We start from the raw sequence: 2,162 nt of genomic DNA, 5'->3' as shown, positions 1-2,162 counted from the left end.
CCCTCTTTCAAGGACACCTTGGGATGCAAGCCCGTGAGCCCACTCAGGGCGCTCATGTCGGCATAGGTGGCCGCCACGTCACCCGGGGCCATGGGCTGCAGGTCGAGTTGGGCCTCGCGGCCCAGTTCGGCTTCAAGCGTGCGGATGAAATCCATCAACGCAACGGGTTGGCTGTGACCGATGTTGAACACGCGGTACGGCGCCCAGGAGCTTTGGGCCGAGGGGTTCAGGCGGTCGAAATCGGGGTTGGCCACCGGGGGGCGATCGGCCACCGCGAGCACGCCATCGACGATGTCGTCGATGTAGGTGAAGTCGCGCTGCATGTTGCCATGGTTGAAGACCTTGATGGGCTCGCCCGCCAGGATGGCGCGTGCAAAGAGCATGGGCGCCATGTCGGGGCGCCCCCAGGGGCCATAGACCGTGAAGAAGCGCAGGCCGGTGGTGGGCAGGCCGTAGAGGTGGCTGTAGGTGTGGGCCATCAGCTCGTTGGCCTTCTTGGTGGCGGCGTAGAGGCTCACGGGGTGATCGACCGCGTGCTGCTCGGAGAAGGGCATGAGCTGGTTGCCGCCGTACACACTGGAACTGCTGGCGTAGACCAGGTGCTGCACGCCGTGGTGGCGGCAGGCTTCCAACATGTTCACAAAGCCGACCAGGTTGGACTGCGAGTAGGCGTGCGGATTGGTGAGCGAGTAACGCACCCCGGCCTGCGCAGCCAGGTGAATGACCCGCGTGAAGCTTTCTGCCTTGAACAAGGCCTCCAGCGCGGGCATGTCGGCCACATCCATCTGCTGGAACTGAAACTGCCCCGGCGTTTCGGCCAGACGCTGCAGCCGCGCGCGCTTCAGGGCGGGGTCGTAGTAGTCGTTGAGGTTGTCAATGCCCACCACGCGCTCGCCGCGGGCCATCAGGGCCTGCGCGACGTGCATGCCGATGAAGCCCGCTGCACCAGTTACCAGTATCGTCATGAGCGAGATTGTCGCTCAGGCTGGCCACCGGATGCGCCGATCAGGCCCGGGCATCGCCCCAGCGCAGGCTGGTGGATTCGTCGCCCTGGTAGGTGGTCTTGCCCTGGCGGTCCACGCAGTAGACGGGCGAAGCGACCACCTCCTCGAACACCGAGCCTTCGCTCAGGCGCGTGTAGTCAAACAGCACGCTGCGGGTGACCCGGCTACCTTGGCGGAGCAGGCCGCCGTGACCGATCCAGGTCGGGCCTTCGATGGTGACACCAGGTTCGACACGGGTGCCGGAGCCGATGTAGACCGGGCCGGTGATGTTCACGGTGTCCCAGTCGATGCTGGTGTTCAGCCCCACCCAGACGCCGGGTCGCACTTCGCGGCCAGGCATGTCCATCTGGGCGATTTCGCCGCGCAGCACGCGTTGGCAAACGGCCCAGTAGTCGGCCACACGGCCGATGTCGATCCAGTTGAAGAAGCGGTTCTGGGCGAAGAAGGGCAGCCCCTTTTCGGCCATCATGGGGAAGAGCTGGCTGCCGATGTCGAACTCGCGATCGGGCGGGATCAGGTCGATCACCTGGGGTTCGAAGATGTAGATGCCGGTGCTGGCCAGGTTGGACTTGGCCTCTTCCGGCGAGGGCTTTTCCTGGAAGGACTGCACGCGGCCGTCCTTGCTGGACACGACGATGCCGTAGTTCTTGACCTCTTCCTTGGGCACTTCCAGCGTGACGACACTGGCCATGGCCTTTTTGGACTTGTGCTCGAAGAGGGCGGCCTTGATGTCGAGGTCGATGATGGCGTCGCCGCACAGGACGATGGTGGTTTCATCGAAGAAGCCGCTGAAATCCTGGATGCGGCGCATGCCGCCGGCCGAGCCCAGGGGCTTGGGCACGATCTCGCCATGCTCGCGCACGCCTTCGTAGGCATAGCCGATGTTGACGCCCCAACGCTGGCCGTCACCGAAGTAATTCTCGATCTTCCAGTGGTTGTAGGCGACGTTGATGATGATGTCGGTGATGCCGTAGCGCGCGAGGTGCTCGATGATGTAGGCCATCACCGGCTTGCCCAGGATGGGGACCATGGGCTTCGGTGTCTGTTTGGTCAGAGGGCGGACCCGGGTTCCTTGCCCGGCCGCCAGGATCATTGCTTTGGCCATGCTGCTCGATGCAATCGCTGCGTGTTGTGATGAGCCGCCATGATGCAACAAAC

2 protein-coding genes are annotated in these 2,162 nt (G+C 64.0%); both read right to left on the bottom strand.

Features of this window, described 5'->3' with window-relative positions:
* Positions 1-965 (bottom strand): NAD-dependent epimerase (locus tag QZ994_RS19595; protein WP_290877700.1); only part of this gene is annotated, 965 nt, incomplete at its 3' end.
* 40 nt (positions 966-1,005) lie between these two features.
* Positions 1,006-2,097 carry an NDP-sugar synthase gene (locus QZ994_RS19590; protein ID WP_290877702.1) on the bottom strand — a complete coding sequence of 364 codons (1,092 nt, stop codon included), beginning with the start codon at positions 2,095-2,097 and terminating at the stop codon, positions 1,006-1,008.
* Between the last annotated feature and the right edge of the window lie 65 nt (positions 2,098-2,162).

The organism is Aquabacterium sp. (assembly GCF_021768455.1).
Lineage (GTDB): Bacteria > Pseudomonadota > Gammaproteobacteria > Burkholderiales > Burkholderiaceae_C > Aquabacterium.
Note: the sequence above shows the minus strand (reverse complement) of the source record. Positions and strands in the feature narration are given on the sequence as shown.